28 protein-coding genes are annotated in these 26,001 nt (G+C 44.6%); 22 read left to right on the forward strand and 6 right to left on the reverse strand.

Annotated elements, in window-relative coordinates:
- Positions 1-33: 33 nt before the first annotated feature.
- The 4 genes from L4C44_RS21815 (at position 34) to L4C44_RS21830 (ending at position 4,204) form a co-directional block, all read left to right on the forward strand.
- Positions 34-1,035, forward strand: a complete 1,002-nt coding sequence (locus L4C44_RS21815; protein ID WP_428805697.1) for an ArsJ-associated glyceraldehyde-3-phosphate dehydrogenase — start codon at positions 34-36, stop codon at positions 1,033-1,035.
- Positions 1,036-1,221: 186 nt separating this feature from the next.
- Positions 1,222-1,713 carry a cyclin-dependent kinase inhibitor 3 family protein gene (locus tag L4C44_RS21820; RefSeq protein ID WP_210447747.1) on the forward strand — a complete coding sequence of 164 codons (492 nt, stop codon included), beginning with the start codon at positions 1,222-1,224 and terminating at the stop codon, positions 1,711-1,713.
- A gap of 96 nt (positions 1,714-1,809) precedes the next feature.
- Positions 1,810-3,030, forward strand: a complete 1,221-nt coding sequence (arsJ, locus tag L4C44_RS21825; protein WP_428805698.1) for an organoarsenical effux MFS transporter ArsJ — start codon at positions 1,810-1,812, stop codon at positions 3,028-3,030.
- A gap of 160 nt (positions 3,031-3,190) precedes the next feature.
- Positions 3,191-4,204 carry an acyltransferase gene (locus L4C44_RS21830; RefSeq protein ID WP_428805699.1) on the forward strand — a complete coding sequence of 338 codons (1,014 nt, stop codon included), beginning with the start codon at positions 3,191-3,193 and terminating at the stop codon, positions 4,202-4,204.
- Positions 4,205-4,264: 60 nt separating this feature from the next.
- Here L4C44_RS21830 and L4C44_RS21835 read toward each other — a convergent pair whose 3' ends face one another.
- The gene (locus L4C44_RS21835) at positions 4,265-4,594 is read right to left on the reverse strand and encodes a DUF2500 domain-containing protein (protein ID WP_017061032.1); all 330 of its coding nucleotides are present in this window, start codon (positions 4,592-4,594) and stop codon (positions 4,265-4,267) included.
- 244 nt (positions 4,595-4,838) lie between these two features.
- Here L4C44_RS21835 and L4C44_RS21840 point away from each other — a divergent pair, with 244 nt between their 5' ends.
- The 4 genes from L4C44_RS21840 to L4C44_RS21855 all read left to right on the forward strand — a co-directional run bounded on the left by L4C44_RS21840 (position 4,839) and on the right by L4C44_RS21855 (position 7,882).
- Complete coding sequence (locus L4C44_RS21840) at positions 4,839-5,213, forward strand: hypothetical protein (protein ID WP_004736595.1); 375 nt, start codon at positions 4,839-4,841, stop codon at positions 5,211-5,213.
- 926 nt (positions 5,214-6,139) lie between these two features.
- On the forward strand, positions 6,140-6,760 hold the full coding sequence (locus L4C44_RS21845) for a lysoplasmalogenase (RefSeq protein ID WP_146489784.1): 621 nt from the start codon (positions 6,140-6,142) through the stop codon (positions 6,758-6,760).
- Positions 6,761-6,850: 90 nt separating this feature from the next.
- A complete protein-coding gene (locus L4C44_RS21850; RefSeq protein ID WP_017061034.1) occupies positions 6,851-7,087 on the forward strand; it encodes a YecH family metal-binding protein in 237 nt (78 codons plus the stop codon).
- A gap of 210 nt (positions 7,088-7,297) precedes the next feature.
- The gene (locus L4C44_RS21855; RefSeq protein WP_146489783.1) at positions 7,298-7,882 is read left to right on the forward strand and encodes a YhgN family NAAT transporter; all 585 of its coding nucleotides are present in this window, start codon (positions 7,298-7,300) and stop codon (positions 7,880-7,882) included.
- A gap of 115 nt (positions 7,883-7,997) precedes the next feature.
- On the opposite strand, the gene L4C44_RS21860 is transcribed toward L4C44_RS21855, so the two are convergent.
- Both L4C44_RS21860 and rsmD read right to left on the reverse strand, forming a co-directional pair.
- Positions 7,998-8,264 carry a DUF1145 domain-containing protein gene (locus L4C44_RS21860; protein ID WP_016784000.1) on the reverse strand — a complete coding sequence of 89 codons (267 nt, stop codon included), beginning with the start codon at positions 8,262-8,264 and terminating at the stop codon, positions 7,998-8,000.
- A 10-nt stretch (positions 8,265-8,274) separates the two neighbouring features.
- The gene (gene rsmD / locus L4C44_RS21865; RefSeq protein WP_017061036.1) at positions 8,275-8,877 is read right to left on the reverse strand and encodes a 16S rRNA (guanine(966)-N(2))-methyltransferase RsmD; all 603 of its coding nucleotides are present in this window, start codon (positions 8,875-8,877) and stop codon (positions 8,275-8,277) included.
- A gap of 230 nt (positions 8,878-9,107) precedes the next feature.
- On the opposite strand from rsmD, the gene ftsY reads away from it, so the two are divergent.
- From ftsY to glpG, 6 genes are all read left to right on the forward strand, one after another.
- Positions 9,108-10,364 (forward strand): signal recognition particle-docking protein FtsY, encoded by a 1,257-nt coding sequence (gene ftsY, locus L4C44_RS21870; RefSeq protein ID WP_428805700.1) that lies wholly within the window; start codon positions 9,108-9,110, stop codon positions 10,362-10,364.
- A 78-nt stretch (positions 10,365-10,442) separates the two neighbouring features.
- Complete coding sequence (gene ftsE / locus L4C44_RS21875; protein ID WP_004736585.1) at positions 10,443-11,120, forward strand: cell division ATP-binding protein FtsE; 678 nt, start codon at positions 10,443-10,445, stop codon at positions 11,118-11,120.
- Entirely contained in the window at positions 11,107-12,075 is a 969-nt protein-coding gene (gene ftsX, locus L4C44_RS21880; protein WP_017061038.1) for a permease-like cell division protein FtsX, read from the forward strand. Before ftsE ends, ftsX begins: the two co-directional genes overlap by 14 nt.
- A 177-nt stretch (positions 12,076-12,252) precedes the next feature.
- The gene (rpoH, locus tag L4C44_RS21885) at positions 12,253-13,110 is read left to right on the forward strand and encodes an RNA polymerase sigma factor RpoH (RefSeq protein ID WP_017055518.1); all 858 of its coding nucleotides are present in this window, start codon (positions 12,253-12,255) and stop codon (positions 13,108-13,110) included.
- A 443-nt stretch (positions 13,111-13,553) separates the two neighbouring features.
- Positions 13,554-13,874 carry a thiosulfate sulfurtransferase GlpE gene (glpE, locus tag L4C44_RS21890; RefSeq protein WP_048658877.1) on the forward strand — a complete coding sequence of 107 codons (321 nt, stop codon included), beginning with the start codon at positions 13,554-13,556 and terminating at the stop codon, positions 13,872-13,874.
- A 49-nt stretch (positions 13,875-13,923) separates the two neighbouring features.
- On the forward strand, positions 13,924-14,766 hold the full coding sequence (gene glpG / locus L4C44_RS21895) for a rhomboid family intramembrane serine protease GlpG (protein WP_428805701.1): 843 nt from the start codon (positions 13,924-13,926) through the stop codon (positions 14,764-14,766).
- Between the two features lie 86 nt (positions 14,767-14,852).
- Here glpG and L4C44_RS21900 read toward each other — a convergent pair whose 3' ends face one another.
- Entirely contained in the window at positions 14,853-15,260 is a 408-nt protein-coding gene (locus L4C44_RS21900; protein ID WP_048610748.1) for a flagellar basal body-associated protein FliL, read from the reverse strand.
- A 162-nt stretch (positions 15,261-15,422) separates the two neighbouring features.
- Here L4C44_RS21900 and L4C44_RS21905 point away from each other — a divergent pair, with 162 nt between their 5' ends.
- Both L4C44_RS21905 and ubiA read left to right on the forward strand, forming a co-directional pair.
- Positions 15,423-15,965 carry a chorismate lyase gene (locus L4C44_RS21905; protein ID WP_186727999.1) on the forward strand — a complete coding sequence of 181 codons (543 nt, stop codon included), beginning with the start codon at positions 15,423-15,425 and terminating at the stop codon, positions 15,963-15,965.
- Positions 15,966-16,820, forward strand: a complete 855-nt coding sequence (gene ubiA, locus L4C44_RS21910) for a 4-hydroxybenzoate octaprenyltransferase (protein ID WP_146489778.1) — start codon at positions 15,966-15,968, stop codon at positions 16,818-16,820.
- A 103-nt stretch (positions 16,821-16,923) separates the two neighbouring features.
- On the opposite strand, the gene plsB is transcribed toward ubiA, so the two are convergent.
- Complete coding sequence (gene plsB, locus L4C44_RS21915; RefSeq protein WP_210447751.1) at positions 16,924-19,347, reverse strand: glycerol-3-phosphate 1-O-acyltransferase PlsB; 2,424 nt, start codon at positions 19,345-19,347, stop codon at positions 16,924-16,926.
- Positions 19,348-19,567: 220 nt separating this feature from the next.
- On the opposite strand from plsB, the gene L4C44_RS21920 reads away from it, so the two are divergent.
- The 4 genes from L4C44_RS21920 to dinF all read left to right on the forward strand — a co-directional run bounded on the left by L4C44_RS21920 (position 19,568) and on the right by dinF (position 23,076).
- Positions 19,568-19,930, forward strand: a complete 363-nt coding sequence (locus L4C44_RS21920; RefSeq protein ID WP_210447752.1) for a diacylglycerol kinase — start codon at positions 19,568-19,570, stop codon at positions 19,928-19,930.
- A gap of 94 nt (positions 19,931-20,024) precedes the next feature.
- Positions 20,025-20,645, forward strand: coding sequence for a transcriptional repressor LexA (gene lexA, locus L4C44_RS21925; protein WP_019820514.1), 621 nt, complete (start codon positions 20,025-20,027; stop codon positions 20,643-20,645).
- Positions 20,646-20,742: 97 nt separating this feature from the next.
- Positions 20,743-21,603: a class I SAM-dependent methyltransferase gene (locus L4C44_RS21930; protein ID WP_428805702.1), complete on the forward strand. Its 861-nt coding sequence runs from the start codon at positions 20,743-20,745 to the stop codon at positions 21,601-21,603.
- Between the two features lie 117 nt (positions 21,604-21,720).
- Positions 21,721-23,076 carry an MATE family efflux transporter DinF gene (gene dinF, locus L4C44_RS21935; protein WP_327785149.1) on the forward strand — a complete coding sequence of 452 codons (1,356 nt, stop codon included), beginning with the start codon at positions 21,721-21,723 and terminating at the stop codon, positions 23,074-23,076.
- A gap of 184 nt (positions 23,077-23,260) precedes the next feature.
- Here the strand turns inward: dinF and sthA are convergent, their stop codons facing one another.
- Positions 23,261-24,661 carry a Si-specific NAD(P)(+) transhydrogenase gene (sthA, locus tag L4C44_RS21940; protein ID WP_061019802.1) on the reverse strand — a complete coding sequence of 467 codons (1,401 nt, stop codon included), beginning with the start codon at positions 24,659-24,661 and terminating at the stop codon, positions 23,261-23,263.
- Positions 24,662-24,988: 327 nt separating this feature from the next.
- On the opposite strand from sthA, the gene fabR reads away from it, so the two are divergent.
- Together fabR and L4C44_RS21950 are read left to right on the forward strand one after the other, a co-directional pair.
- A complete protein-coding gene (gene fabR, locus L4C44_RS21945) occupies positions 24,989-25,630 on the forward strand; it encodes an HTH-type transcriptional repressor FabR (RefSeq protein WP_010438693.1) in 642 nt (213 codons plus the stop codon).
- Positions 25,630-26,001 carry a YijD family membrane protein gene (locus tag L4C44_RS21950; protein WP_004736696.1) on the forward strand — a complete coding sequence of 124 codons (372 nt, stop codon included), beginning with the start codon at positions 25,630-25,632 and terminating at the stop codon, positions 25,999-26,001. Before fabR ends, L4C44_RS21950 begins: the two co-directional genes overlap by 1 nt.

The raw sequence follows: 26,001 nt of genomic DNA on the forward strand, positions 1-26,001 counted from the left end.
TTTTAGATTCCCCACTAGCTGAGAGAGCATACGATGACAGTTAAAGTAGGTATTAATGGTTTTGGCCGCATCGGCCGTCTAGCACTTCGCGCAGCATTCGATTGGGCAGAGCTAGAGTTTGTGCAAATTAATGATGTAGCGGGCGATACCGCAACGTTAGCACATCTTCTAGAGTTCGATTCAGTTCAAGGTCGATTTCACCACGAAGTAACTGCAGAAGGCGATGAGATGATCATAAATGGCCAGCGCATCAAGACCACACAAGAGCGCGACATCGATGCGATCGATTGGTCTGGCTGCGATGTGGTTATCGAAGCGACCGGTGTTCACCGTAAGACTTCTTTCCTAAACAAATACCTAGAGCAAGGCGTGAAGCGTGTTGTGGTATCAGCGCCAGTGAAAGAAGAAGGCATCGCAAACATCGTTGTTGGTGTGAACGACAACATTTTTGAACCAGCAGTACACAAAATTGTGACGGCTGCGTCTTGTACCACTAACTGCATCGCTCCAGTAGTGAAAGTGATCAACGAGAAGCTTGGTATAAAGAATGCGTCATTTACAACGATTCACGATCTAACTAACACGCAAACCATTCTAGATGCGCCGCACAAAGATCTACGTCGTGCACGTGCATGTGGCATGAGCTTAATCCCAACAACAACTGGCTCTGCGAAGGCGATTGTTGAGATCTTCCCTGAGCTAGAAAACCGCATCAACGGCCACGCGGTTCGTGTACCACTAGCGAACGCGTCTCTGACTGACATCATCTTCGAAGTGAAGCAAGACACGACGGCAGAAGAAGTGAACGCGATGTTGAAAGAAGCATCTGAGAACGAGCTAAAAGGCATCCTTGGCTTTGAAGAGCGCCCACTTGTGTCTATCGACTACAAAGGCGACCAACGTTCAACAATCGTAGATGCACTATCAACTATGTTGGTAGGTAAGCGCATGGTTAAGATCTACGCTTGGTACGACAACGAAATGGGTTACGCGACTCGTACGGCTGAGTTAGTGCGTACCGTTGGTTTAGCTTAATACTCTTCATACTTGAAGCTGCAGCGTTGTTAACTGCGTAAGTTCACCGGAGCGCCGGCCGCCCTAATCACATAGAGCCCCTATGCTCATAGGGCTGAACTTCATTCCTTTGTAGGGAAAAGGTTACCTAGCTGCAACTCCAATTATTTTGAGTATTGGTTCTATAAGAATTTAAGAGATAACACTATGACACACCCAACATGGCAATTAGACCTTGAACAAGGCGCGCTGATTCTGACTCCATGCCCAGGTACTAAAGACGCTGATCTTGATGCATCTCTGGCACAACTGAAAGAGCAAGGCGTTGAAGCTATTGTGACTGCGCTCGATGATGCAGAGCTAGCAAGCAAAGACGTGGCAGCACTTGGCGAGAAAACTCGTGCGCTAGGCATGCAGTGGTTCCAAATCGAAATCGAAGACGATTGTGCTCCGGGTGCTGAGTTTGCGGCGAAATGGTCTGCAGCAAGCCCAGAGCTACACAAAATTGTTGATAGTGGCGCTAAGGTAGCAATGCACTGCATGGGCGGCTCAGGTCGTACCGGTTTGTTCGCGGCTCATCTGCTTTTAGAAAAAGGCTGGGATCTCGACAAGATCGTTCAAGAAGTTCAAGCACTGCGTCCAGGTGCTTTCACTAAACCTATCCAGGTTGAGTACATCAATGGCGTAGCGAATAGCTAATAGTCATCGGTGTTAGACAAGGAGCTTTTGGTATCTGGAGTGTTAAGCTTATCGTGATCCAAAAGCTCTTTTTGTTTTGATTGCAGAGATAGCATTATGTTTTCAAATCTAAGTAAGAGCGTTCGCCAATACATGTTGGTGACTTTCAACTACTGGAACTTCACCATTACCGATGGTGCACTTCGTATGCTGGTGGTCCTGTATTTCTACGACCTTGGTTACAGTTCGTTAGAGATCGCCTCACTGTTCCTTTTCTATGAATTCTTTGGTGTGGTGACGAACCTAATCGGTGGCTGGCTGGGGGCGCGTCTTGGCCTCAATAAGACCATGAACATTGGTCTCGGGATGCAAGTCTTTGCCTTGGGTATGTTGGCATTGCCATCGGCTATGTTGACTATTCCTTGGGTAATGGCAGCGCAGGCCTTGTCAGGTATCGCTAAAGATCTCAATAAGATGAGTGCCAAGAGCTCAATCAAAACCTTGGTACCGGATGAGCAGCAAGGTGCTTTGTATAAGTGGATTGCGATTCTGACTGGGTCTAAGAATGCGCTGAAGGGTGCAGGCTTCTTTATTGGTGGTTTGCTGCTTTCAACGATTGGCTTCCAATACGCTGTGCTTGCGATGGCAGTCGTGTTGGCCTTAGTCTTCGTTGGCAGTGTGTTGAGCTTAGAAGCGGACATGGGTAAAGCGAAAACCAAGCCTAAATTCAAACAGATCTTCTCTAAGTCAGAATCCATCAACATCCTATCTGCAGCGCGTATGTTCCTATTTGGTGCCCGTGATGTGTGGTTTGTGATTGCTTTGCCGGTTTACCTAGGCAGTGTGTTTGGTTGGGATCATTCATGGGTTGGTGGTTTCTTAGCTGCTTGGACTATCGCTTATGGCTTTGTACAGGGCATTGCGCCGAAGATTACTGGTAAAGCTCAAGGCAAGGTGCCAGATGGCCATGCTGCGCTGTTATGGGCAGGTGCGCTGGCTATCGTGACTGCTGCTATCGCTTATGCAGTACAGATTGGTTGGCAACCAGAGCTCGTTATCGTGGGTGGTTTGATGGTATTTGGTGCCATCTTTGCGGTGAACTCATCACTTCACTCATATTTGATTGTGAGTTATGCGAAAGGCGATGGCGTTTCTCTTGATGTCGGTTTCTATTACATGGCAAACGCGATGGGCCGTTTGATTGGCACGATATTGTCGGGCTTGGTATTCCAAATGGCAGGTTTGTCTGCGTGTCTGTGGGTTTCCTTCGCATTCTTAGCGATAACGACGGTGATCTCTCTGCGTTTACCTAAAGTACCGCAAATCTCAGCGGCATAAGCTTCAGCCGCATGAGTAAGAGCTCAAGTCGCATAAGCTAGCGTCGTATGAGCTAAATTCGCGATAAGCATCTCCTTTAACACTAAGCTGACTTGGTATTTATTCCGGTCAGCTTTTTTATTGCTATAGTAGAATGATTGAATATTAATCAGGCATTTACATGAAGCAGCGAATTCTCTTTTTTGATTTAGCACGATGTGTCGCGGCCGTAGCGGTTATCGCGATTCATGTTTTGGCGCCTTATCGCAATGAATTGGGCACTATTCCTTTCGGTGAATGGTTTACTGCCATTACGGTAAACGGTTTCAGCCGCTGGGCAGTACCTGTGTTCATTTTGATTACTGGCGCACTGATGCTCAGTGATCAGCGCCCGTTTGACGCCAAATACTACCTCAAGCGTCGTCTGGGTAAGGTACTGATACCTTTCATTGTCTGGTCGCTTTTCTATACCTATCTTTCGGGTTGGTCGGCAATGGGCTTTGATGCCGACGTCAGCTGGGACGTGTTGCTTAATAGCTACCATCATTACACCTATTACCACCTTGGTTTCTTCTATTACTTCATTCCGCTCTACTTTGTGATTCCGTTCTTGCAGATCATGGTCAGAAAGTACGGTGATAGATCTGTCTATGCCTTTACGGCGGTATGGTTGTTCACAACATTGCTGTTCTTACTGAAAATCGATGGCCCTTGGAGTCACGAGTTGTGGTTGTACACCGGTTACTTACCATTGGGTTACTTGCTGTATAAGATTGTGCCACTTAACAAGATGACAGTTGGCGTGAGTGTATTACTGGGTGGATTTGCGTTACTAACCACGGTTTACATGGTGGTTGATGCAAGCTTGGTGGCAGAAGAGTACACGGTAGGGCGCTGGTTATCTTACAAGACGTTGAATACCGTATTAGCAGCGAGCATGGTGTTCATGGTATGCCGTTACTATGGTGAAGGCTTGTCTGAGAAGAGTAACCAAGCAGTTGGCTTTATCAGTAAGCACAGCTTAGGTATTTACCTGCTGCACCCTATTGTCTTGTGGCCAATGAAAGAGTTCGGTTGGTACCAAGGACATCCAGCTTGGGTTATTCCATTATGGATTGTGATCAGCGGAGCTGGCGCGTTATGGATGAGCTGGTTGGTCTCTAAGTCAGAGAAAACACGTTGGTTATTGCCTTAGCGGTGAGTGCTAAGGCTTTCTGATGGATTGCTTAGGGGAGACAGTTGAAGCGGCTGACGTTTAGCGCTTCAACGCAAAGTGTAAGAACTTATCGCCTTGGTAGGTTAAGGTTCCTTTGTCGCCCGGGTTAAGGGCGTGGAAGTAGTGGATGCCGACTTGGAATTCTCGCTTCGGACCAACCACACCACGTTGAACGTAAATCCAGTACTCTTGATCTTCTTGGCCAGGTTCTGCGTCAGGAAGGTCGATGGATTGTTTGTCTAACACCGTGACATTCACTTTCTTCTCTGGCGCATTTTCACCTTGCGAGTGTTTTCTATAGAAACCAATAAATACCCAAGCCGCTAGAGCAGCGAGTGCAAAGATGGCAAAAAAGAGTGAATTAGGCATATAACCTCCATGTAGTCGTGATGGTTATTCTAGTCTTTCAGGCAATAGGGATATGTGTTTTAAGCCGTTATTCGTGAACTGTTGTAAGCCAAGCTGATTATTTTTCGGCAGACATCACATTTAATGGCCAGTTTGGGATAAAGCATTGTTATTTATTGTCTCTTTCTCTCGTAAATAACAGTGATTTTGTATAAGAATAGGGAAATGCTCGACTAGAATTATAGTGTGGAGTGGGAGGGCCAAGATGACCGATATTGAAAAAGTGGTGACAAGAACTCGCAATATAGAGAAATTATTGAGGCTTCAATATCATGCCGAAGGCGAAGGATTGCATGAGCTTGTAACAAGCTGTGAAGAAAGGTTACCGCACGATATGGTGAGTAAGCTGCGTTATATCGCAACGTGTCGTAACAAGGTAGTCAATGAACATGAGGCTAAGTTGGAAGACCAACATAAATTCATCATGATGTGTAACGACTGTGAGAAGGAGCTGACTCCACGTAGTGGTCGTTTTATCTGGCGAGTTGCGATTTTACTGATGATGGCAATGACTTTAGCTGCCGCAGGTTTCTATTATGCGAACTGGGATGTGCTAACACTGCATCTGTTTTCGAAGTGAAAAAATTGAACAAAAAAAGGGACGCTCATGGCGTCCCTTTTTTTATCTGTAACTTGCTTAGTACATCATCGGTAGTGTCATTAGACCTACAACTACCGCGATCATTACAAGTCCTTGTCTTTGCGAAGATGAAATCATAACACTACTCCTAAATTTGGTTGTCTCTCGCTATGTTTTAAAGAATAGCCCACTTATAGGTTTAGATCAAGAATTACTTTCGAAAGCTCCAAAAGTAGTAGAAAACTATTAGTTTTTGGCTTGTTTGGCTCTGTTTAACTGTGTGTTTTGGTGTGTTCTTATTTTATTCGTTGTGATTCATATTTGTTCTTATTTATTTTAAGTTGCTGTTTTATAATGGTTGTTATGTGTAATTTATATTGTTAAAGGTTGTTAAACTGTATTAATGGGGGTTGGTGGTGGTGAGGTTTGTTTTGGTTGGTTTTTTGAATTTTCGGCTTGGTTTTTGTGGCGGTTTTTACCGGGGGCTTGAAATAACCTGACAAAACTGGGCTTTAAAAAAGAAAACTGGCTACTTTACAAGTCTAGGGTTGGTTGGTGTTTTTATTTTCCTATTAAACTTGAGTTTATCTCTTTAAGTTATTGTTATTGTTTGCTTTAAATGTGTTTATTTTAATTTTTCAAGTGTGGTTTTTGGCGGAATATGGTCGGTTTTGGTGGGTCTTATAGGTTAGAATTGACCAAAATTCAAGTATGGTGACTCTAATGCCAGTTTGAATGGGTTTTATGATGATTCGCGCTAGTTTTAAACGAATGGCCATTGTCACGGTAGTAATTGTTACGACTTCAATCTAAAGAGACTCTTTTTAGTGGAAGCGTAATCAAGATCCAACTTTGAGGCGCTGAGGCTTTACATCAACACTCGTGTGCCTAGACTGGCGACGATTTAAAGCAATAGGGCAAATGGTATGTGGAGTTGGTTGGCGGTTTCCTTGTCTGGTATCGGAGCAATAGCAGGAACGAAACATGGACATATCGGTCAGGCCTTATCGTATAAGGTTTTTACCTTTGTATTATTAGCGACCATTGCTTTAACTCAATCTGTCGTTGCTGATTTTACCTATTGGGTCGTTGCTGGGTTGGCGGTTTCTGCGATCGCAGATGTCTTGCATACTGTTACTCAAAAACGTTCTCTGCATTTTGTTTGCTTCTTGTTGGCTCAGCTCTGTTACAGCAAAGCATTTTGGTTACAGCTATCAGGAGAAATGGTCTGGTGGTTATTCGCGCTGCTGTTGGCGGCTTGTGTCGTTGCTTTCTTCTTATTACTGCCTCGCTTAGACAAACTCGTCTTTCCTGTGGTTATCATGGGTATTGTGCTTATTCAGCTTGCATGGGCTTCTGGTGAACTCTGGTTGCTTGATCCTCAACTGTCGCATGCGGTGGGCTTTGCTGGTTGTGCCGTGTTGCTGCTTTCGGCATTAGCATACGCGCTAAATTTCTATCGTAGCCCAATTAAGGGTGCCTACTTTTGGGTGACGGGCAGTTACTTTCTGGCTCACGCTCTCATTGTTGCTTCCCTTACCATTTAGGGTAGAGCTAGCTTAACTCTGAGCTACATCAAGGCAGCTCAGATGAAAGTAGGTACTCTACATCTACTTCATTAAACATGAGATAGAGTTATGACTACCGAAATTCATGCACACAACGTTTTAAACCTACTGAGTGAAAAGCCACTGACTCGCGAAGAGTTGACGCAGGAGCTTGCTCAAACTTATGGCGCAGAAGCGCGCTTTCATACCTGTAAGCTGAACGGCCTGGATTTAGATGGATTGCTGAAGTTTTTCTTGAAGATGGAAAAGGTCGTAGTTATTGATGATAAGCTTTGCACTAATCGCGAACGTGTGTGTAACCACTAATTCCCAGTGACTTGGTTTTTAGAGCCTTTTGGCTTTTATAGATTAAGAGGAGTGGGTGCGATGTTTTCGGTTCCACTCTTTAAATTACCTTTCTATTTGCTCTCGAAAAATTCCCTTCTAATTACATAAGTTAATCCTTTTATTACTGCGTTCGAAAATCAATGTTGAGGCTGCTATACTCCGCGCACTTACGCTTTTCGAGACAAACTTATGGAAATTTTATCTGCAGCGACCATGCTGTTTCTTATTATGGATCCGCTTGGTAATCTACCAATCGTGCTCTCTATCCTTAAGCATATTGATCCGAAGCGTCGCCGTATTGTTCTTGTTCGTGAACTGATGTTTGCGCTGATTATTCTGCTGTTGTTCTTGTTTGCTGGTCAAAGCATCATGAACTTCCTGCACGTGCAGCCTGAAACCTTGAGTATCTCTGGCGGTATTATTCTGTTCATCATCGCGATTAAGATGATCTTCCCAAGTGCGGGCAGTATTACCGGCCTTGCGGCGGGTGAAGAACCGTTTATTGTGCCGATGGCGATCCCAATGATTGCTGGCCCTTCAGTTATTGCGGCATTGATTCTGTTGTCGACTCAGCACCCTGACAATATGTTAGAGCTTTCAGGCGCGGTGATGCTGGCTTGGGGGGCTACCTTCTTTATTCTGATGTTTAATGGTTTCTTCCTGCGAGTGCTGGGTGAGAGGGGCCTTAAAGCCATCGAACGCTTGATGGGCTTGTTGCTGGTTATGTTGTCGACGCAAATGTTCCTAGATGGTGTGAAAGGCTACATGGCTTAATGTCGTTACCACAGTAAATAAAAAAACGCCGCTCAAATGAGCGGCGTTTTTGTTTCACTGTTTCTGTCATGATGTTTTCTTTAGCTAAGCGTTTTATATCTGAGCTTAAGCTTGATTACATCATGTGTTTGCGTCGGATATCGAGTAAGGCAAAGACGCCGAAAATCAATATTGACCACTTCTCCCAACGTGACATCTCGATCTTATCGCCGAATGCACCGATGAAAATCAGCATCTGCAGGCCGTGCATGAAGAACAAGAATGCTGTCATGATATAAAGCGCAATCGCAGCATTACCCGGGAACGGGTAGAAAATATTTACGATTAAGATAAACCAAACAAAGGCGATGGCTGCTTTTGCTAGTGGAAGCAAGAACTTCATTCAATAACTCCTATTCTTCAGTGATTCGATTGAACAGTCGGTAGCTTGACTGTCCGGTGGTCTTGTCGCGATGCAATTCCCAGTTCTCTGGCATAGCTTCGAGTTTCAGTTCTTTTTCTGTCTCGACGTAAATGATGGCATTGTCTGCAAGCCAACCGTTACTCTCAAGCAGTTGTACTGTTTCTGCCAGTAAGCCTTTACGAAATGGTGGATCAAGGAAAACCATATCGTAAGGAGTGCCCGGTTTCTTAAGGAAAGAGATAGCATCAGTATTCACGACATTGATGTTGTCTGCTTTGAGCTCTTTCGCGTTATCAGAAAGCTGTTTGGCTGCCTTTTGATTCATTTCGAGCAGTGTCACCATTTTTGCTTGGCGAGAAGCTGCTTCAAAACCTAGACCGCCAGAACCGGCAAATACATCCAAGCAAGTTGAATGTGGGATATCTTGAGCCACCCAGTTAAAGAGTGTCTCTTTTACTCGGTCAATGGTTGGGCGTAATCCTTCTAAATCATGAACTGGTAGCTTTCTACCTCTCCATGAGCCACTAATAATTCGAACAAAGCCTCCGGATGGCTTTTTTTGTGATGTGTTTTGCTGGCGACGTCTTACCATAGATTTTTTGACCGCTAATAAAGTGATACTATACCGAGCCCAATTTAAGTGGGTTTGTGTATTAAATAAATTTGCAATGACAAAGTGTATCAAGCTAAAAGCAAACTTATCACTGCTTTGTCATTTTTCTTTACTATTCGTTTGTACAAGCTTGTATTGTATAACAATAGCAAAGAGTCGACGTGTATTAAGTCAATACAGCTAATTAGTAGATCTAGGAAACTCCTCTGATGACGGAAAAAAAGAAGCGCGGATTATTATCGTGGCTTGGTTTTGGTGAAGAAGAACAAAGCCTAAAAACTCAGAATGAAGCGAACGTAGAAAGCGTTGAAGATCAAACTGAAGTTGAATCACAAGTTGAGGCTGAACAGGTCGCGCCTGAAGCTGAAGTCGCTAAGCCAACTGAATCTGAACAAGCGCTTGAAGAAACTCAACAAGAACAGCAACCTGTCGCAGCAGAAGCAGAAGCAGAAGCAGAAGCAGAAGCAGAAGCAGAAGCAGAAGCAGAACAGGAAGAAGTGGCTGTTCCTCTAGCTAAGGTTGAAGAAGTACAAGAGAAGCCGACAGAAAGCTTCTTTGCTCGCCTTAAGCGCAGCCTAAGTCGTACTAAAGCAAACATCGGTGCGGGTTTCTTTGGTCTATTCAAAGGTAAGCAAATCGATGAAGATCTGTTTGAAGAGCTAGAAGAGCAACTTCTGATTGCTGACGTGGGTATGAATACTACCGTTAAGATCATTGAAAACCTGACAGAAAAAGCATCTCGCAATGACCTAAAAGACGGTGAAGCGCTTTATGGTTTGCTCAAAGAAGAGATGGCAGACATCTTAAGTCAAGTGGAACAGCCACTGGTTGTTGATACCACTAAAACACCTTACGTTATCTTAATGGTTGGTGTGAACGGTGTGGGTAAGACAACTACGATCGGTAAGTTGGCGAAACAATTCCAAAATGAAGGCAAGAAAGTGATGCTAGCTGCGGGTGATACCTTCCGTGCAGCAGCGGTTGAACAGCTTCAGGTTTGGGGTCAGCGTAACGATGTGCCAGTTATCGCTCAGCACACTGGTGCGGACAGTGCGTCTGTTATCTACGATGCGATTGAAGCAGCGAAAGCGCGTGGCGTTGATGTTGTGATTGCCGATACAGCGGGTCGTTTGCAGAATAAGAGCAACCTGATGGAAGAGCTACGCAAGATCGTTCGTGTAATGAAGAAGATTGATGACTCTGCACCACACGAAATCATGCTAACGCTAGATGCAGGTACGGGTCAGAATGCTATCAGCCAAGCGAAACTATTCAGTGAAGTGGCTCCGGTCACGGGTATTACATTGACTAAGCTAGATGGTACGGCGAAAGGTGGTGTGATTTTCTCAATTGCTGACCAGTTCCAGATTCCAATCCGCTACATTGGTGTGGGTGAAGGTATTGATGACCTGCGTCCATTTGAATCTAAAGACTTCATTGAAGCACTATTTAGCCGCGAAGAGTAACGCGAGTAGCAAAGTGGTTTATCCTTAATTTGCTACCGTTTTTAAATTTGATATTAGTGATCGTAAGAGGAATTTTCGGTGATCAAATTTCAGCAAGTGAGTAAAGCTTACCGAGGTGGAAGACAAGCGCTCCAAAAAGTAGACTTTCACCTGAAACGTGGAGAGATGGCTTTTTTGGGTGGGCACTCTGGGGCTGGTAAAAGTACCTTGCTGAAGTTGATCTGCGCGATAGAGCGTCCAACCGATGGACGAGTCTGGTTCAACGATCACGATATCACTCGTATCCCAGCCAAAGACATTCCTTTCTTACGCCGTAATATTGGGATTGTTTTTCAAGACCATCGCCTGCTGATGGACCGTTCGATTTTCGATAACGTCGCTCTGCCTATGCGTATTGAATCTATTTCTGAAAACGAAATAAAACGCCGAGTCAGTGCTGCGTTGGACAAAACTGGTTTATTAGATAAAGCCCGTTGTTTGCCAAGTCAACTTTCTGGTGGTGAACAACAACGTGTGGGTATTGCTCGCGCCGTGGTTAACCGTCCAACTCTGCTTTTAGCTGATGAGCCGACAGGTAACCTAGACCCTGAATTATCTAACCGTGTGTTGCGATTGTTTGAAGAGTTCAACCGCGCAGGTGTGACGATCATCCTAGCGACGCACGATATCGGGTTAGTGAACACTCGCCCTCAGTACCGCCATCTTGAATTAAACCAAGGATTTTTGAGTGAGGTTGAAGACTATGGCCGCGAATAAGCGCATCAAAAAACCTCAATCTAATCGAGCAGCAAACCGCGCTTCAAGTGACGGCTTCTTTGTTGTTCACTGGAAACAAGCCAAGTCATCGTTCTCGCAAATGTGGCAGCGCCCGTTAGGCAACTTGCTGACCCTTGCGGTGATCTCTATGGCGTTGGCGATGCCAGCTTGTTTGTACCTATTGGGTAAAAATGTGGGTGAAGTGGCGCAAGATGTCACTAGCCCGTCACAAATAAGTGCTTATGTAGAGGATGGTATTCCTGAGCCACGAGTAATGGTGCTTAAGGATGAAATCGAAAGTTGGGATCAAGTCGAGCTGGTGGAGTACATCTCTCCGCAGCAAGGACTTGCAGACCTCAGCCAGTATTCTGGTTTTGAAGACGCCCTAACTATCCTAGATGATTATTCACTGCCAGGTGTGTTGGTGATTACGCCAAGCGTACACAGCGATACCTTAATTAAAGAACTGGCAGGCACAGTTAAACAACAAGAATTAGTCACCGATGTTCGCCTAGACGAAGATTGGCTAGCTCGATTAGATGCGATCAAAGCATTAGCGGCTGTCATCGTGATTACCTTAACGGTATTGATGTTGGGCGCGGTATTTCTGATTATCGGCAATACACTACGATTTAATGTGTTGGCGCATAAAGAAGAGATTCAAACCATGAAGCTGATTGGTGCGACCGACAGCTACATTCTTCGACCATACCTTTATGCCGGGATGTGGTTTGGCGTATTAGGTTCGATTAGCGCTTGGGTAATGACTGCATTAATTACCGTATTACTGAACAGCGCAGTGGATGACTTGGCTCAGCTATACGACAGCCACTTCCGTTTAATTGGCCTGAGTTGGGATGAATCTTTACTGCTTTTGATCGTCGGAACTCTGCTGGGTAGTGTGGCTGCGAAGCTTTCTGCACAGCGTCACCTAAAAGAAATTGAACCAGTTTAGGTGAATAGAGTCATATTTAGACAAAAAATAGGCACTTCTTAACCAGTTTTTGCCTTGTATAGACGAATTGATTATGCATAATTACTTCCCCCTCCTTGAAACCTGTTCATTTTAGGTTCAAGATTGTCGGGTTTTAATAGATGTATTACTCCAGATCAGAGATTGATGAGGAACCGAATGGCAAACCAAGCGTATCAAATGGCTTTAGTCACACAAGATAGTTTAGATAGCTATATCCGCTCAGCGAACAGCTACCCAATGCTGACACCTGAAGAGGAACGTGGACTTGCAGAGCGATTACATTACAAAGGTGAGATCGATGCTGCGAAAGGCTTGATCCTTTCCCACCTACGATTCGTGGTGCACGTTGCAAGAGGCTACTCTGGCTACGGGCTGCCAATGGCTGATCTCGTCCAAGAAGGTAACATCGGCTTGATGAAGGCTGTTAAGCGCTTCAATCCAGAAGTTGGTGTTCGATTGGTTTCTTTCGCAGTTCACTGGATCAAAGCTGAAATCCATGAATACGTTCTGCGTAACTGGCGCATCGTTAAAATTGCGACAACTAAAGCACAGCGTAAACTGTTCTTTAACCTTCGTAAGTCTAAAAAGCGTTTAGGTTGGTTTAATAACGGTGAAGTTGAGACAGTTGCTCGTGAGCTAGGTGTTGAGCCTTCTGAAGTTCGTGAAATGGAATCTCGCTTAGCGGCACAAGACGCGACGTTTGAAGCGCCTATGGACGATGACGATGGCGGTTCTGCTTATACTGCTCCAGTTTACTACCTAGAAGACAAAGCATCAGACGTTGCTGAAACGGTTGAAGCGGCTAACTGGGAGTCACATACTAATAATCGCCTAGGGTTAGCACTAGCAAGCTTAGACGAGCGTAGCCAACACATTGTTCGCTCACGTTGGTTAGACGACAACAAGGCAACCCTGCAAGACTTAGCAGATACCTACAGTATCTCTGCAGAACGTGTTCGCCAGTTAGAAAAGAATGCGATGAAGAAATTGAAACAAGCCGTTGGTGATTTCTAATAGCATCTAGTTTCTATTAGCTTCTACCTTCTAATAGTAGAGCTAACAAATAGCTAAATTTTGAAAAGGCCGAGATCGAGAGATCTCGGCCTTTTTGTTTTGGATCGATTTCTCAACTTTTGCGATCGAAATTTGCAAAATGATTTTGTGGATAACTCTGTGAGAAGTTTATTCGCCAGCTGTCTAAAAGCAGGGTGTAGTAAGGCTTTGAACGGGTTTTTTGAGTGGGGATATGTTTTAGTTAACCCACAGTTAGATCAGGATCATTACTACATGTTGTGGATCTATTTTTGAAAAGGCACTTTATTCACGCAATTCACAGATTTATCCACAAATGGTGTAAAAGTGATCGCTGGTGGATAACCTTATTAAGTGGATGTGAATGTTGGCCTTGGGATAGGTTACAATGGCAGCAAAGTAAATCAGTATAAAAAGAGAAAGTCATGGACCAGTTTAAACATATCGATGTTAAAGGCGCTCAAGCCCTCATTGAACAAGGCAACGCTCGACTTGTCGATATACGTGACCCGCAGTCTTTTGCGGTTGCTCACTCACAAACAGCCTACCACCTGACTAACGATACAATGGTGTCGTTCATGGATGAGGTTGAGTTCGAACAACCTATCTTGGTGATGTGCTACCACGGTATTAGTAGCCAAGGTGCAGCACAATATTTAGTGAACCAAGGCTTTGAAGAGGTATATAGTGTAGACGGCGGTTTCGAAGCTTGGCACCGTGCTGAACTTCCTGTGATTGCTGGTTAATTACCTTTATCGCTTCAAGCATCTCTCATAGTATGAATAGGAAGTAACAATGATTAGATTGATGGTGTTAGACAACCCACGTCTTGCTCAAGCATTTATTGATTATATGGCGTCTCGTCAGATCCCTATTCAGATGTCTCCTGAGGGGGAAGGGCGTTTTGCTCTTTGGCTTATTGATGGTCAATTTCAGGTGGAAACTGAAGCTGAGCTCAACCGCTTTTTGTCGGAACCCAATCATAAGCGTTATCAAGCGGCGTCTTGGGATATGGCAGAGACTAGAAAGAGCAACTTTCATTATCACACGCCAAGCTTCATGGGCATGATAAAAGCCAAAGCTGGCCCAGTGACACTGAGTATCATGTTGGTGTGTGTGGTGATTTTTGCTTTGCAGCAGATAGGGTTCGGGCAAGCGATTTTTAACGCATTGCATTTCCCTGCGGTTGATGGGCAGCAATGGCAATTGTGGCGCTGGCTCAGTCATGCTGTTTTGCATTTCTCAGCTATGCACATCGCATTTAATATCTTGTGGTGGTGGCAACTGGGTGGAGATATTGAGAAAAAGTTAGGCGGTCTTAAGTTACTGCAAATATTTGCTGTCTCTTCTGCGCTTTCAGGTGCTGGGCAGTATTGGGTTGAGGGGGCGAACTTCGGTGGTTTGTCTGGTGTTGTGTATGCCTTGGTTGGTTACTTATGGGTTGTCGGTGCGAAGGCGCCGCAACTTGGTTTAGGTATCCCGAGACAGATTGTCGGCTTTATGTTGGTGTGGTTGGTACTTGGGTACATGCAGCCATTTATGGCTATCGCCAATACTGCGCATTTAGCTGGCCTAGCCGCTGGTGTGATTATTGGCTTTATCGATGCGATGAAAGCACCAAGCTCGGCAAGAAGTTAACTCATCTCTTCTCGTGAGTAGGCAAACGATAGAGACAAAAAAGCGGCCAGATGAGCCGCTTTTTTATTGGGATTCGTTTTACATCATTACTGATAAAGGTATTTGGTAAACAGTAAGTCAGCAATCAGGGTTTTACCTGTCTCTGGAAGCAAAATCTTGTTGAGGTGCTCAACTAAGGATTTTCTTAAGTCTTCACGGCCGGATAGAGACTTAATGGTTTCTTCGTTTTGTTTGCCAAGCAATTCAATCACCGCATCGCGAATCAGTGGTTGGTGATGCTCAATAGCGGCCAAGTCGTTACTATTTGCCACCATGATGTCGAGGCGAACCTGAATGTAGCCCAGTTTTTTACCTTTAGTGTAAAAATTGGTGGTCAGGTCTGGCTCTAGTGTGAAGTAGGCGAGTTTAGCTGCCGACTCCTCTTCAGCGAAACTTGATGCTGAAAAGAGTAGGGTAATCGCAAGAAATATTTGGGCTACATAACGTTTGTGCATATTTGTGACTTTTCTTTAGTTTATTCGCGATATTCGAAACGCATTAGTCTTGTTACAATGAGCGGTCTAAATCTAAATACGTTTACAATTCGAAGAACGCTTTAATTTTGTTCGAAAGTTGAAGCTTTATTGTACGTGTAAAGTCACCTATTGAATACTAGTATGAATCAGCCAATATCGCTGTATCTTAATTCGTTAATGAATGTAGATTGGCAAAGTACAGAAACATTTGATTTTCCTAATAAAACCACCAAAGAGTGGCTGATGGAGCAAGGTTCTCTTTCCCGCAAGTTGGGTAAGTGCTGTCAGCACCTGTCTGTTGAGTTGCTTCATAATCAAGTTGTAGAACGCTCAATGCTACAACAGGACGAGGAACATCTTTTATCATCGTTTGATTGCTTACTGCGTAAAGTGATTTTAAAGGGTGATGACGAACCGTGGGTGTTAGGTCGAACCTTGATCCCCCGAGTCACATTAGAAGACCATCAACACTCTGACCTTTCTCAACAAGGTAATGTCCCGCTTGGATTGACCGTTTTCAGTGCTGAGAACGTGGAGCGAGATGCGCTGCAAGTCGGTTGGGTTATCGCAGGCGATGAGCGATTACTCGCGCGTCGTTCTCGATTATGGATGAACCATAAACCGATGCTTGTGGCAGAACTGTTTTTACCAACATCACCCATTTACTCTAAGGAGAGTGTGTAAATGCTTGCCACCAAAGCGAAGGCGTATTGGCAATTAACGCGAATGAATCGCCCGATTGGTACCCTGTTACTCCTTTGGCCGACCTTGTGGTCACTGATTATCGCCGCACAAGGTATGCCTGATTTTGATGTCTTGGTTGTTTTCGTACTCGGCGTGGTGTTGATGCGTTCAGCTGGCTGTGTGATCAATGACTTTGCTGACCGTAAAGTAGATGGTCATGTTAAACGTACCAAGCAGCGTCCATTACCTTCAGGTTTGGTTTCCAGTAAGGAAGCGATTCTGCTCTTTTTAGTGCTAGCCGTGGTTTCATTTTTGTTGGTACTCACCATGAATCCACTGACCATAAAGCTCTCTTTTATCGGTGTTGGTTTAGCTTTTATTTATCCTTTTATGAAGCGGTTTACACACCTTCCTCAGATATTTCTGGGGTTGGCGTTCAGCTGGGCAATACCAATGGCTTGGGCTGCGCAAACCAATGAGCTACCAAGCGTTGTCTGGTTCATCTTCGTGATTAATGCATTGTGGACTATTGCCTACGACACGCAATATGCGATGGTTGACCGAGATGACGATCTGAAGATTGGCATTAAATCGACGGCTATTTTATTTGGTCGCTTCGATAAACTGATTATTGGTTCTTTGCAACTCGTCACCCTAGCGATGCTGATTGCGTTAGGCATGTATTACCAATTAGGTGACACCTTCTATTGGGCACTGTTGGTAGCTGGGAGCTTATTTGTGTATCAACAACATCTGATGCGCCACCGAGACCGCGACCTATGCTTTCAAGCTTTTCTCAACAACAACTATGTTGGAATGGCAGTGACCGTGGGTTTGTTCATTACCTTCTGGTAAGCATCAGCTTTTCGAGCTAACGAATGCTAAAGAAAAAGGCACCCATTGGGTGCCTTTTTTGATCGTGTTCCGTTTTGCTATTAAAGCGACACCAAACGGGTTGTTACTCTGCTTGGTGGATACTCTCTTGAATCGTCAAACGTACTTCTGGGTAAAGCATTGAGTAGAGAAGCTTAGCGAATTGCTGAGTCTTTTCTAGATCACAGTTACCATCGTTATCCAGATATTGCTGCTGTTTCAGAGTTGCGAACATTGAAGCGAACACACCTTTATCGAAAAACTCTGGTGCATTGATGCCTTGCAGGCGGCCAAGTCGCTGTGCAATGTCTTGGCTCTTCTGCTCAAGGTCTGATTTATCCAAATCAGGATTCTCAGCCAATAGGTTCAGAGCAATTGAATAACGTTGTAGTGTCTCTGAAATCGTACGACCTAGTAGCATCAGTGCTTGGCTGTTTGACTGGTTGATGGTGACTTCGTTATCAGAAACTACAAGCATGCCTTGGCCGACTAGTTCTTCAATGATCTTTGAAACCACATCTTCAAGCTGATCTTCGTCGTAGCTTAGGAACAGCTCTTTCTTCAAGAACGGGTAGATTGCTGCAACATTCTTTTGAATCGTATCAATCGTTAGGCCGTGCTGACGAATGGTCATTTGAGCAATTAACGATGGTAATGCAAACAAGTGGATGATGTTATTACGGTAGTAGGTCATCAGAATTGACTGATGACGGTCTAGCGAAATGATGTCGCCCATTGAGTCTGATTCAATTAAGAACTTGTTCAGTGATTCAGCATGTTTTACCAGATCTTCAGCGCTGTCTTTTGGCACAGTGAAAGTTGCGGAATATGGAACGTTCTTAAGCAGAGACAGGTAGCAATTGATCTGAGAAACCAAAGAGTCACGAGACAATGCACGCTGTCTTGAAGCCAATAGCGCCGTTGCACAAAGTGTTAGTGCGTTGGTCGCTGCCGCATCATTAATGTGCGTCATCATTTTGGTTGCCAAGTCATTAACCACTGGATTCATCCATTGTGGTTTACTGGTTCCCATTGGATCGATATCTTTAGTCCACTCTGGTGAGTGCTCGTTCAGATATTGGTTCAGCTGAATCGGCTCACCGAAGTTAACGTAGCCTTTACCAAAGTTACGCAACTTACGAATGGTACGAATCACTAGGCTCGCGTTTTCTTTTTCTTTTCGTTTGCCACGAAGTTCTTTTGCGTAGGTCGCTACTTCCATCACGTGCTCGTAGCCGATGTACACAGGAACCAACGTCACTGGACGGTTCATGCCACGCAGCATTGCTTGAATTGTCATCGCCAGCATGCCCGTTTTCGCTTGCAGTAAACGACCAGTACGAGAACGACCACCTTCACTGAAGTACTCTACTGAGTAACCTTTAGCGAACAATTCCGCTAGGTATTCACGGAAAATGGTCGAGTAAAGCTTATTGCCTTTGAAACTACGGCGAATAAAGAACGCACCACCATGACGGAAAATCGGACCTGCAGGGAAGAAGTTCAGGTTGATACCCGCAGCGATATGTGGAGGCACCATGCCTTCGTGGTAAAGCACATAAGAAAGCAACAAGTAATCCATGTGGCTACGGTGACAAGGCACATAAACGATCTCGTGGCCATCTTGAGCCAGTTTACGAACCGTTGAAGCGTTGCTGATATGCAGGCCTTGGTATAGCTTATTCCACAGCCAGCCAAGAATCTTCTCACCACGCTTGATCAGCGAGTAAGAGAAGTTCGCCGCAATCTCGTCCATGATATCTTGAGCTTCTTTGCTCGCTTTCTCGATCGAGATGTTCTTTGCTTGCGCTTCGTCTTCAATCGCTTTCTTGATCGCTTCTGATTTTAGTAGGCGATCAAACAGAGCTTGGCGGCTTGGCAGGTTAGGACCTGAGGCAGCAAGTTTCTGGCGAGAAAAGTGAATTCGTGCCACGCGCGCCAGTTTGTGAGCGATGGTGCTGTCGGTGCCGTGTGAATTGGCCATATAGCGTAGAGAAACCACTGGGCTAAAACGAACCAGACAGTCGCGGCCTGCTAGCAATACTGCTTTTGATTTCTCTAAGCCGTTCATTGCCTGTAGGTAAGGCTTCTGATTATTCTCTTTACCAGGTTTGCGTCCCCACAGCACAGTGGCAGGGATGACTTGAACATCGAGTTCAGAGTCGTCAGCGTGCAGTGAAAGCAATTCAGAGAAAACTTCAATTGAAGAGCTTGGTACATAATCATCGTCTTGCAGTAGAGTTTTGCGAGAAGAGATAAAAACGTAGCGTTGCAGTGATTTGCCGTTGATTTCAAGCATGCTCAACGGATCAGGTAGACCTAATTCAAGTGCATGTTTTTGCAATGTAAGAATGTCTACACTTGAGCGAAACGGTAAGGCGTATACAATCGGTTTGCTCAAATCAATGTTCAAATCCTCGACAGGGTTTGAAGGAATTGATGTGCCCTTTACCAATACGGATAAAGGTAGCTTCATTAATGAACGTGAAAAAGATTGTCCAGAAGACATATAGGTTCACTGCCTCAATAGTTATTTCAATGTGCTGAAGCGTATCTCTATTTCTATGATAAAAAGGATAAATCCTATGAGTGAAATAGGGATAAGCCTAGGCGTAAATTTAATCGATGCAAGAATACCAGAAACTGGTCTAACCTTTTAATGGAAATAGTCATATTGCCGTTAAGTTTGTGGAAAATCATTCATCGACTGATTGAGTATAGGGTTAAAAATGATGAAAAAATCAAACACCGGATTCAAACGCATCATCAAAGCAGCAGGCTTTTCATGGCAAGGCATTACCAGTTCGTTTAAAAACGAGGCTGCATTTCGGCAAGAAGTGTTCATGGCGGCCGTGCTTATTCCGTTGGCATTTTACTTAGATGTAAGCCAAGTAGAGCGAATCCTGATGATCTCAGTAGTCGTGTTGGTGATGGTTGTTGAGCTAATCAATACCGCGATTGAGGCGGTTGTCGACCGAATCGGCAGTGAACACCATGAGCTTTCCGGGATGGCGAAAGATGTCGGTTCGGCTGCGGTTTTCATCTGTTTGGCACTAGCCGGTTATGTGTGGCTAGATATTTTATTTTTGTAATTTGCTAAAAATGAACTAAAAACAACCAATTGCTTTGCTTTTGTTCAGTTACTGGATATACTCACAGTCAACTGTATAAAAAGACAGGTGAATCATGAAGCCGTTAACGCCCCGCCAGCAACAAGTCTTTGACCTTATCAAAGGTAAGATCGAAGATTCCGGTATGCCACCGACACGTGCAGAAATCGCGCGTGAACTAGGCTTCCGTTCTGCTAATGCTGCAGAAGAACATTTGAAAGCTCTTGCTCGAAAAGAAGCGATTGAGATTATCCCGGGTGCGTCTCGCGGTATTCGTATTTTGCTTGAAGATGCAGCAAACGAAGAGCAAGGTCTGCCTTTGATCGGTCAGGTTGCCGCTGGTGAGCCTATTCTGGCTCAAGAGCATGTAGAAATGCATTACCAAGTTGACCCAGGCATGTTTAAACCACAAGCTGACTTCTTACTTCGTGTAAATGGCGAAAGTATGAAAGACATCGGTATTATGGATGGTGATCTACTGGCTGTTCATAAAACACAAGATGTACGCGATGGTCAGGTTGTCGTAGCTCGTGTCGATGATGATGTAACGGTAAAACGCCTAGAACGTAAAGGTTCAACAGTTCTGTTACATGCTGAAAATGAAGAGTTTTCTCCAATCCATGTCGATCTAGAATCTCAACACTTGTCTATCGAAGGACTTGCGGTTGGTATTATTCGCAACACCGACTGGATGTAGTCAGTACAAACAGCTTATTGATATTTATTCTCAATAACTTGTTATTGTAATTGATATTCATTATCATCTTCTTTGTCGAGATACAAGGAAGATGATGATGCCAAATCCAACCAAACCTCAAATTAAGCCGCTTACTCGTAAGCCGCACGCCTCTAAACAACATTCCGCACATCAAGAATTCCAAGTTCCGACGAACCTCGTTCAACATCTTTGGTTTCGTAGTCGTGAAAGTCTAGCCGATGATGGTCTCGTTTATGACCCTATAGCAGCACAAGCCTGTAAGCGTTGCCAACTCGCACCAGAATGTCTTACTGGCGAACTCGACCAGCAACAGCTTCTCTACGCAACATTGACTCAACTTTGTGACTCTCAAGTTCAACAATTTCTATCTCACAACCCAGATGCTTGGGTCATTAATGTTGGAGCCGGGCTCGATACCCGTTTCTACCGTTTAGATAATGGCCGCTGTCATTGGGTTGAATTAGATGTCACAGAAAACCTAGTTTGGCGCCAGCGTTTGTTCCACAAAAATGAACGCTATCGTTTGGAATGTGGCTCGGTTGACGATCTAACGTGGCTCGATGAACTGAACATCCCAGAGCAAGCCTCGGTAATGGTGGTGTGTGAACATGCGTTGCTTGATTGCAATGAACAGCAGACGGCACATTTTATTCAGTCTCTCAGTCGTTATTTTACTCACGCCCACGCCTGCTTAGTCTTGGCCGGAGATAAGAGCTCAAGTACGTTGGGGCAGAAGCTAGGATCTGGTGAATATGCTCACGGGTTGTCTTCTCCGGTAGACAGCGTTCTTAATTGGTTGCCATGGGCGCAATGGGTAAAAGCGTTTTCTCCGCTTGATCAACAATGCAATCGTTGGAAATTGTGGCAACGACTTCTTTGTAAGATCTTTCAGGTCAAAAAGCGTTTAACGCCGCAATTAGTGCTTGTTAAGTGGTAATCCGAACGATTCTGCATTTCGAGTCACTGAGTACATAACCGGTATAAGTAAAATTCCACAACATAGTGAAAGCACACTCACTAGGTTAAACTATCGCCTCTAATCTAAGAGGTGATCGTGAAGCTATTTAATCCCCAAACTATTTTTCAAACGCTATCCAATCAGGCGATGCACAAAAAAGTGCTGTTGCTCGCGATCCCGATGGTTCTCTCCAATATTACCGTTCCGCTGTTGGGCTTAGTCGATGCTGCGGTTATCGGTCATCTGGAGCACTCTTGGTATTTAGGCGGTGTGGCGCTGGGCGGTACCATGATCAGCGTGACCTTTTGGTTGCTTGGTTTCCTGCGTATGTCGACAACAGGACTAGCCGCGCAATCTTATGGCGCAAATGATGGCAAGCAGCTTGGCTTAGTTTTTGTGCAAGGCGTGACCATGGCTTTAGGGTTTGCAGGTGCCTTTTTGCTTTTACACAGTCTAGTCGCCGATTTAGTTTTCTCATTGAGCAGCGCCAGTGATCAAGTTAAGCATTATGGTCAGCAATATTTCTCAATCCGCGCTTGGAGTGCACCTGCCGCGCTGACTAACTTTGTGATTTTGGGGTGGTTACTCGGGACTCAAAATGCCAAAGCACCAATGTGGATGGTGATAATCACCAATGTCACTAATATCGTTTTGGATATCGTTTTTGTTATCGGTTTAGGGTGGCAAGTGGAAGGTGCAGCATTGGCATCTGTAATGGCTGATTATGCTGGTCTAACATTTGGCCTGATTTGTGTTTACCGAATCTGGGCGAAGAAACAGTTGCCATCGCCATGGGATCTGCTTAAGAAAACCAGCCAAGGTTTGAGTCGTTTCGTGAAACTGAATCGCGATATCTTTCTTCGTTCATTGTGCCTACAAGCGACTTTCACTTTCATGACCTTCCAAGGTGCAAGCTTTGGCGATGATGTTGTTGCGGCCAATGCAGTGTTGATGAGTTTTTTGATGATCATCTCTTATGGGATGGATGGTTTTGCCTATGCAATGGAAGCCATGGTCGGTAAGGCGATAGGTGCGAAAGACCAAGATGAACTGAACCAGTCATTGATTGGTACTTTCTTCTGGAGCTTCAATATTTGTTTGGTACTGACCATAGTATTCGCAATTGCTGGCTCGAGCTTAATTAATATGATCACTACAATCCCAGACGTGAAGAGCCAAGCCGAGGTGTATTTACCGTGGTTAATCGCAATGCCATTGGTGTCTATGTGGTGCTTCTTGTTGGATGGTATTTTTGTTGGGGCCACTAAAGGCAAGGATATGCGCAATAGTATGTTTGTTGCGACCTGCAGTTTCTTCGCGATTTTCTACTTAGCATCAGGTTTAGAGAACCATGCACTGTGGCTAGCGATGCTGAGCTTTATGGCAATGCGCGGGGTTGGCTTGGGTGTGTTGTTTGTTTCTCAGTGGAAGAAGGGTGAGTTTCTCGCTTAGCTCTTGGGACTCTGTTTATGGAAGGGTAAATGAGGTTGTACAGGTAAAGAGGTATTTAGAACATCATGATCTAATTGCTACTAATGCCCTATTATTCAATGTCTTAAATAAAAACAGCAAGCGCGCGGCTTGCTGTTTATGTATTTGGCCTATGGGTGGTCAAATACTCCTATCGGTTCTTTATCTAGAACAAACGGTTAAGACCGTTGAGTGCTGCAACACGATAAGCTTCTGCCATGGTTGGGTAGTTAAAGGTCGTATTCACAAAGTACTCGATGGTATTTGCTTCACCTTTTTGTTCCATAATCGCTTGTCCGATATGAATGATTTCAGCTGCACGCTCACCAAACACGTGGATACCTAAAATCTCTTTGGTTTCGCGATGGAACAGAATCTTCAAGCTACCAATATCTTTCCCCGCAATTTGAGCGCGAGCTAGGTGCTTGAATGAAGAACGTCCTACTTCATACGGTACTTTTGCAGCGGTAAGTTCTTGTTCTGTTTTACCTACAGAGCTGATCTCAGGGATGGTGTAGATACCTGTTGGAATGTCTTCAATTAGGTGACCTTCTGCTTCGCCTTTGACAATTGCTTGGGCAACAAATCGACCTTGGTCATAAGCCGCGCTTGCTAGGCTAGGGTAGCCTATGACATCACCTACCGCGTAAACGTGATCAACGCTAGTTTGGTAGTTGGTATTCACTGATACCTGACCTCGAGAGTCCGCTTCTAAGCCAACAGCACCAAGGTTAAGTTTGTCGGTATTACCCGTTCGGCCATTGGCATAGAGCAGGCAGTCAGCACGCATCTTTTTACCTGACTCTAGGTGGATGATCACGCCATCATCAGTCCCTTCAATTTTCTCAAAGGTTTCATCGTTGCGAATCACGACACCGCTGTTCCAGAAGTGATAAGAAAGTGCATCTGAGGTTTCATTGTCTAGGAATGACAACAAGCGGTCACGAGTATTGATAAGATCGGTTTTTACACCCAAACCGCGGAAAATCGACGCATATTCACAACCAATAACGCCAGCACCATAGATGATGATGTGTTGCGGGTCGTGTTTAAGAGAAAGAATCGAGTCGCTGTCGTAGATACGTTCATGCAGGAAGTCGACGTTATCTGGTTGGTAAGGGCGAGAGCCTGTCGCGATAACAAATTTGTCTGCACTGTAATGTTCTTCAGTGCCATCGCTTTGCATTACCGAGACAGTGTTGGTGTCGATAAAACGTGCAGTACCAAATACCAGCGTGCACTGGTTGCGGTCGTAGAAGCCTTGGCGTAATCGAGTCTGTTTATCGATAACTGATTTAGCATGACCCAAAATGTTGGAAAACGTAGAGTGAATGCTTTTGTTGTTCTGACAAAACAGCGGATTACTGTTGAATTCGATAATACGACTTACGGCATGGCGCAGTGCTTTTGAAGGTATTGTTCCCCAGTGAGTACAACCACCACCAACGCTGCTCTCTTTCTCAATGATTGCAACGTTCAACCCGGCTTTGGTTAATCCCATCGCTGCCCCTTCTCCTCCGGGGCCACTACCAATTACGATTACATCAAAGTGGTTGGAGTGCGGCATAGATATCTTCCTTGTTATATTTGATTAACATTGCTTTAGCGAGATTTTAACTGATTCTGTTCTTGGGTACATGAAAAGGGCATCAGAGAGTCGGTGGGATCACGCAGTGTTATCGAAAAAATAATATTTGGTCTGTCGTATGTCTCCAAATGACAGTGTGGATATTGAAATTTTTTCTGCGAACGTATTTACTTCGGTACGTGAACAAAGAGGTATGTTTAGTGTCTTATATAACCAGAGTGCCTTATATAAATAAGTGATTCGCGTTATATTAAACAGAGTATTAGACATGCCTGTTTAGGCTGTAAAAGAAGAAATTGATAAAGTATGAAACCAATGGGCATTCGCGCACAGCAAAAAGAAAAAACTCGTCGCAGCTTAATCGATGCAGCATTTAGCCAGCTCAGTGCCGATCGTAGTTTTTCCAATCTAAGCTTGAGAGAAGTCGCTCGTGAGGCTGGAATAGCACCGACTTCCTTTTATCGTCACTTCAAAGACATGGATGAGCTTGGCTTAACCATGGTTGATGAAGGTGGCTTACTGTTGCGCCAGTTAATGCGTCAAGCTAGGCAACGCATAGTAAAAGAAGGCAGTGTGATTCGCACATCGGTTGAAACCTTTATGGAATTCATTGAAAGCAGCCCTAACGTATTCAGACTGTTATTGCGAGAGCGCTCAGGAACTTCATTTGAGTTTCGTGCAGCGGTAGCTCGTGAGATACAGCACTTCTCTGCTGAGTTAACCGAATATTTGATAACGACTGGTATGACAAGGGACGAAGCTTTCACTCAAGCTGAAGCCTCGGTCATCTTAGTCTTCAACTCAGGGGCAGAAGCATTAGATTTAGATCGACGTCAGCGAGATGAATTGGCTGAACGCTTGATCATGCAATTGCGAATGATGGCCAAAGGAGCTTTTTGGTATCGTAAAGAACGTGAACGTAACCGATTAAAAGGCGGGATTGAATAATGTCGAATGAAAATAATACTGTAAACCGTGGTTCTGAAAGAAAGACACTCGTACTTGCTGTTGTAGCTGGTGTGTGTGGTGATGCATTGTTATCTTGGGTAACAATGAGCGAAGTGGGCTTCTCTATTTTCCCGCTTATCGCTTTAGTTTTGGCAGTACAAGCGCTTTACCAAGAATACCTAACTAATCCAGTATCTGAAGATATCCCACTAGTAGGTCTAGCTTGTTTCTTCGTGGGTGCATTTGGCCACTCGGCTTTTGTGAAAGCACAACACCCTGATGCAGGTTCAAACTTCTTTGCGATTATTGTCGCGATGCTGCTTTTAGCCTGGGTAGGTAAGAAGCTAGGCTTTATCGGTAAAACCGCTTAA

Source organism: Vibrio satsumensis, from assembly GCF_050337435.1.
Lineage (GTDB): Bacteria > Pseudomonadota > Gammaproteobacteria > Enterobacterales > Vibrionaceae > Vibrio > Vibrio satsumensis.

Coding starts and splice junctions, on each gene's coding strand:
- L4C44_RS21905 (WP_186727999.1), top strand. CDS start 15,423: ATGAATCAGCCAATATCGCTGTATCTTAATTCGTTAATGAATGTAGAT.
- arsJ (WP_428805698.1), top strand. CDS start 1,810: ATGTTTTCAAATCTAAGTAAGAGCGTTCGCCAATACATGTTGGTGACT.
- L4C44_RS21860 (WP_016784000.1), bottom strand. CDS start 8,264: ATGAAGTTCTTGCTTCCACTAGCAAAAGCAGCCATCGCCTTTGTTTGG.
- sthA (WP_061019802.1), bottom strand. CDS start 24,661: ATGCCGCACTCCAACCACTTTGATGTAATCGTAATTGGTAGTGGCCCC.
- glpE (WP_048658877.1), top strand. CDS start 13,554: ATGGACCAGTTTAAACATATCGATGTTAAAGGCGCTCAAGCCCTCATT.
- lexA (WP_019820514.1), top strand. CDS start 20,025: ATGAAGCCGTTAACGCCCCGCCAGCAACAAGTCTTTGACCTTATCAAA.
- L4C44_RS21840 (WP_004736595.1), top strand. CDS start 4,839: ATGACCGATATTGAAAAAGTGGTGACAAGAACTCGCAATATAGAGAAA.
- L4C44_RS21900 (WP_048610748.1), bottom strand. CDS start 15,260: ATGCACAAACGTTATGTAGCCCAAATATTTCTTGCGATTACCCTACTC.
- ubiA (WP_146489778.1), top strand. CDS start 15,966: ATGCTTGCCACCAAAGCGAAGGCGTATTGGCAATTAACGCGAATGAAT.
- ftsY (WP_428805700.1), top strand. CDS start 9,108: ATGACGGAAAAAAAGAAGCGCGGATTATTATCGTGGCTTGGTTTTGGT.
- fabR (WP_010438693.1), top strand. CDS start 24,989: ATGAAACCAATGGGCATTCGCGCACAGCAAAAAGAAAAAACTCGTCGC.
- L4C44_RS21820 (WP_210447747.1), top strand. CDS start 1,222: ATGACACACCCAACATGGCAATTAGACCTTGAACAAGGCGCGCTGATT.
- rpoH (WP_017055518.1), top strand. CDS start 12,253: ATGGCAAACCAAGCGTATCAAATGGCTTTAGTCACACAAGATAGTTTA.
- glpG (WP_428805701.1), top strand. CDS start 13,924: ATGATTAGATTGATGGTGTTAGACAACCCACGTCTTGCTCAAGCATTT.
- L4C44_RS21855 (WP_146489783.1), top strand. CDS start 7,298: ATGGAAATTTTATCTGCAGCGACCATGCTGTTTCTTATTATGGATCCG.
- plsB (WP_210447751.1), bottom strand. CDS start 19,347: ATGTCTTCTGGACAATCTTTTTCACGTTCATTAATGAAGCTACCTTTA.
- L4C44_RS21930 (WP_428805702.1), top strand. CDS start 20,743: ATGCCAAATCCAACCAAACCTCAAATTAAGCCGCTTACTCGTAAGCCG.
- L4C44_RS21830 (WP_428805699.1), top strand. CDS start 3,191: ATGAAGCAGCGAATTCTCTTTTTTGATTTAGCACGATGTGTCGCGGCC.
- L4C44_RS21920 (WP_210447752.1), top strand. CDS start 19,568: ATGATGAAAAAATCAAACACCGGATTCAAACGCATCATCAAAGCAGCA.
- L4C44_RS21950 (WP_004736696.1), top strand. CDS start 25,630: ATGTCGAATGAAAATAATACTGTAAACCGTGGTTCTGAAAGAAAGACA.
- L4C44_RS21845 (WP_146489784.1), top strand. CDS start 6,140: ATGTGGAGTTGGTTGGCGGTTTCCTTGTCTGGTATCGGAGCAATAGCA.
- L4C44_RS21850 (WP_017061034.1), top strand. CDS start 6,851: ATGACTACCGAAATTCATGCACACAACGTTTTAAACCTACTGAGTGAA.
- L4C44_RS21835 (WP_017061032.1), bottom strand. CDS start 4,594: ATGCCTAATTCACTCTTTTTTGCCATCTTTGCACTCGCTGCTCTAGCG.
- rsmD (WP_017061036.1), bottom strand. CDS start 8,877: ATGGTAAGACGTCGCCAGCAAAACACATCACAAAAAAAGCCATCCGGA.
- L4C44_RS21815 (WP_428805697.1), top strand. CDS start 34: ATGACAGTTAAAGTAGGTATTAATGGTTTTGGCCGCATCGGCCGTCTA.
- ftsX (WP_017061038.1), top strand. CDS start 11,107: ATGGCCGCGAATAAGCGCATCAAAAAACCTCAATCTAATCGAGCAGCA.